Here is a 4,125-nt window from a genome sequence, read left to right on the forward strand (position 1 = left end):
GAGATGGGGGGTGGCAGGGGCGAGGGGACGGCGAGGGCGCGGACATCGTCAGGACGGGCTGCGCGGTCGGTCTGCGGCTGCCGGGCAGCGGGGTTCCTGGCGCCGGGGAGGAAGGTGCGGGCGCCGGCGGCGGTCGTCGCGGGAGTGCGGGTGCCGCCGGTCTGCGCTTCGGCGGCCGTCGCCACTCCGCCGAGGCCGGCGTCCGGGGTGGCCGCCTGGTCGGTGGCACGGCCGCCGGCGGGTCTGGCGGATGCCTCTCCGGCACCGGCCGTGCCCTTCTCACCGGATGCGATGGCGCCGTGCACCGTGCCGTCGGCCGGGGAGGCCGGAGAGGCGGCGGCCGGCGAGGCGTCGTGGGTGGGGGCGCCGGAGACGGTCGGCGGCCGGTCCGGCACAGACCGTTGATCGACAGCCCGGCCACGCGCCGGCCACGCGCTGTCGGAGGTCCGCATCGGCGTCGCGCGGTCGGACTCGGGTTGCCGTTCACCACCCGGGGAGAGGCCGGCCGCGGCCCGCTCCGCCTCCGCCGCCGACGGGCGGGCTGAGGTGGGCTCGCGCCGATCCGCCGGTTCCCCGGCCGCGGTGGCGTTCTCCCACGCGGGGTCCGGCGTCGGGGCGTCGGAGTCCGGGGCCGCACGGTCGAGGGCGACCGTGCGAGGTTCGGCCGTTGCCGGGTCGGCCGCCGCGGCACTCGATGCCGCCGTCGGCTCCGCGGTGCGTCGCGCCGCCACCGGAGCGTCAGCCGTCGCGCTCCCCTGCGGGACCTCCGACCCTGCGTGTCCGGGTGCCGCCGGCAACTCGTCCGCGGCGCGGCCGGGGTCGTCGGACGAGCTGCCGATCGCGGAGAATCCGAACACCGGCCGTTCACGCTCCGGCCAGGTGCGGCCGGCCGCAGCATGCCCCCGCTCCCTGTAGCGGGCGTCGAGAGCCACCGGGTTCCGGTCCGCCGGTCCGCGCTCCGGGCGGGCCTCCGGGTCCGCCGGTGCCGCGTTCCGCACGGCTTCTCGAGGCTCGGAGGCGCACTTCGGGTCGTCGCCCTCGACACCGGCCCCCGGGCCCATGTCGCCTACTTCGTCGGCCAGTTGATGGACGAGGATGCCGTTGCGGAACGCGATCTCGCCGACGTCGGCGGTCGTCGTGCCGTACACCGACAGGCGGTTGCCGCCCTCGCGCACGACTTCGACGGAGCGGCGGGCGACGCGGGCGTCCTTGGTGAGCAGGGCCGCGAGGCGGGCGGCGTGCGGGCTGCGGACGGCCACGCGCGGACGCAGCCGGGTGCGCGCGAAGGCCCTGGCCTCCTGGTCGGCGACGAGTCTGCCGCCGTCGAGTGTGACGACCCGGTCGGCCGTGCGTGCGGCCTCCTTGGTGTCGGCCGTGGTGAAGAGCACCGTGCCGCCCTGGGCGGCGTGGGCCCGCAGCATGCCGTGCAGCCACTGGGCCTCACGGACGGAGAGACCGTCCGTGGGCTCGTCCAGGACGAGCGTGTGCGGGTCGGGCAGCAGGGCGCAGGCCAGGCCGAGTCTGCGGTCCATGCTGCGGGACAGCGTGCCGAGGCGCTCTTCGCGGAGGCTGACGAGACCGACCACTTCGAGGACCTCGTCGGCTCGTCGCGCGGGAACTCCCGCCGCGGCGCACAGCATGCGCAGATGACCGCGGACCGTACGGGCCGGGTGGCCCGGTACGTCGCCGAGGAGTACGCCGACTTCCCGCGAGGGGTGAGCGATCAGATGCAGCGGGCGGCCTCTGAAGTAAGTGATGCCGCGCCCCTGTTGGAGCTCAAGCATCAGTTTGAGCGCCGTCGTCTTTCCCGCACCGGCGCTCCCGAGGAGCGCGGTGACATGCCCGGCACGCGCTTCGAAGGAGATATCGTCGACGGCGGGCGGATGCGCCTTGCGGGAATTGCTGGTCAGTCCGAAGGCCTGGATCACCTGCAGCAAGATAGCGCGACATGTCCGGTTTTTCGGGTATAAGGCGCCTTGCACGGAGATGCCGCGCGATCTACCCCCTTCTCTGTCCGCCGTTCGATGGAGCGTGCGCTCAGTAGGGGCGGTCGGCGCGGCGACCGCCCGGCGGCCCGTCCGTCAGACCTCGGGGCGCAGCATCGGCGGGTTGAGCAGGGTTGCGCCGCCCGCTCGGAAGAGCTGGGCCGGCCTGCCGCCCTGGCGTGTGGTCGTGCCTCCGGTGGGGACGAGGAAGCCTGGGGTGCCGGTGACCTTGCGGTGGAAGTTGCGCGGGTCGAGTGCGACGCCCCACACCGCCTCGTACACCCGGCGCAGCTCCCCGACGGTGAACTCGGGCGGGCAGAAGGCAGTGGCCAGCGACGAGTACTCGATCTTGGAGCGGGCGCGTTCCACTCCGTCGGCGAGGATCTGGGCGTGATCGAAGGCGAGCGGCGCCACGGGTTCGCCGTCACGGCCGTAGCCGCCCTGCTGGAGCAGTTCCTCGACCGGGGCCCAGCGCGCGTTGCTGGCGTCGCCTCCGGCACGCGGCGCGGGCAGGTCCGGCGCGAGCGCGAGATGCGCGACGCTGACCACGCGCATGCGCGGGTCCCGCTTGGGGTCGCCGTAGGTGGCGAGCTGCTCCAGATGGGCTCCGTTGTCCTGGGCCGGGGTCGCGGGGTCGTGGGCGCACAGCCCGGTCTCCTCGGCCAGTTCACGCGCCGCCGCCTGGGACAGATCCTCGTCGGCCCGTACGAAGCCGCCGGGCAGCGCCCAGCGCCCCTGGAAGGGCGGCTCACCCCTGCGGACCGCCAGCGCGCACAGGGCATGGCGGCGCACGGTCAGCACGACCAGGTCCACGGTCACGGCGAAGGGCGGAAAGGCTGACGGGTCGTAGGGCATGCCGCGATCATAGTCGTCTTCCTGACGATAAACACTCCCTTCGCCGGTCGCTCCGAGGTGGTTCCGCTTCATTCCGGTATGGGGCGCAGGCCCGTCCCGCTGCTTGTCGGTCCGGTGGTGTCGTTCGAGGTCACCCTCCTTGCCGGGGAGGTCACGCTCCCTGTTGCGCGCGGCGAGGTCACGCTCCCAGTTGCAGGCCGTCCGCCGCCTCCTCCACCATGGCGAGCCCGAGCCGGCTGATCCGCACGGCGAAGGGGGCACCCGCGACTCGCAGTCCGTTGAGACCGAGTTCGCCGAGCGGGGCGCTGCGCACGGGGCGCAGGGTGACCGTGCGGGCCGGGGCGTCGGGACGGATACCGGCGAGGGCGGTGAACAGCAGGATCACGGAGGCCGCGGCGGTGGCCGCCGGACGGCAGGCGGCGGGGTGCGGGAGGGGCGCGGTGGCGGTGGAGCGCCGTTCGCCCGCGAACATCTCGGGCAGCCGGTGACCGAAGTGTTCCGCCGCTTCCAGCAGCCCTTTCAGCAGGCCGGCCGCTTCCTTCTCGTAGCCGGCCGCCACCAGCCCGGCGACTGCGAGTGCGCTCTCGTGGACCCGTACGGCTCCGGTGCGGTGGCCGAACGGCTTGTGTCCCGGTTCCTTGCTGCCGAGGCCCCGCAGTCCCCAGCCCGCGTCCATGGCTGGGGTGCCGAGCAGCCGGGCGAGGTGTTCGGTCTGCACTGTGTCGAGCAGGCCCGGGGCGAGCCGCCCGGCGCCGAGCAGGCCGGTGTCGAGGAGGTGGACGGCGGTGGCGGCCAGATGGGGCACGGGTCGGCCGTCCGGTGCCAGGGCCGCCGCCGGGCGTCCGCCGCCGCGGTCCGCCACCCAGAAGTCGGTCCGGAAGGCGGCCCGCAGGGTCTGGGCCCACTGCTGTAACTCCGCGGCGCCCGGTCTGTCGTAGGCGTCGAGGAGATCGGCACCGAGCAGGGCGGCACGGTACGCGTGGGCCTGCGTTTCGCAGCGGGCCGGTCCCCCGGGGTGCGGGTCGGCGAGGTAGGTGCTGTCGCCGACGGTGGCCCGCAGCCAGGTCAGGCAGCGTTCGGCCGCGGGCAGCAGTTCCTGGGTCTCCTGCTCGGGCAGCCCCCAGCGGCGGGCTTCGGCGAGCAGGGCGGGGAAGAGCAGTGTGGCCTCCGTTCCGGTGCAGCCCGGCGGGAGGTGCGGGCCCGCGTCGCGTCGGGGGCCGGGGATCATGCCGGTCCGCGGGCCCTGGCCCTGGAGCTGGGTGCGGGCCAGCGTGCGCAGGGTGCC

General features: G+C 74.7%; 3 protein-coding genes. All 3 read right to left on the bottom strand.

The genetic code is table 11. From position 1 onward, the window contains the following. The coding region (locus tag CCN44_RS46940) for an ATP-binding cassette domain-containing protein (protein ID WP_272936012.1) at positions 1 to 1,937 on the bottom strand (1,937 nt) is incomplete at its 3' end. Between the two features lie 144 nt (positions 1,938 to 2,081). Further along, positions 2,082 to 2,840 carry an NUDIX hydrolase gene (locus CCN44_RS39030; protein WP_086703779.1) on the bottom strand — a complete coding sequence of 253 codons (759 nt, stop codon included), beginning with the start codon at positions 2,838 to 2,840 and terminating at the stop codon, positions 2,082 to 2,084. Positions 2,841 to 3,018: 178 nt separating this feature from the next. Further along, on the bottom strand, positions 3,019 to 4,125 hold a 1,107-nt coding region (locus CCN44_RS39035; protein ID WP_462509664.1), incomplete at its 5' end, for a glucosidase family protein.

It is taken from the genome of Streptomyces tricolor, from assembly GCF_002155905.1.
GTDB lineage: Bacteria > Actinomycetota > Actinomycetes > Streptomycetales > Streptomycetaceae > Streptomyces > Streptomyces tricolor.

What these genes read in the sequence shown, in the direction of transcription:
- CCN44_RS39030 (WP_086703779.1), bottom strand. Translation starts at nt 2,840, where the DNA reads ATGCCCTACGACCCGTCAGCCTTTCCGCCCTTCGCCGTGACCGTGGAC.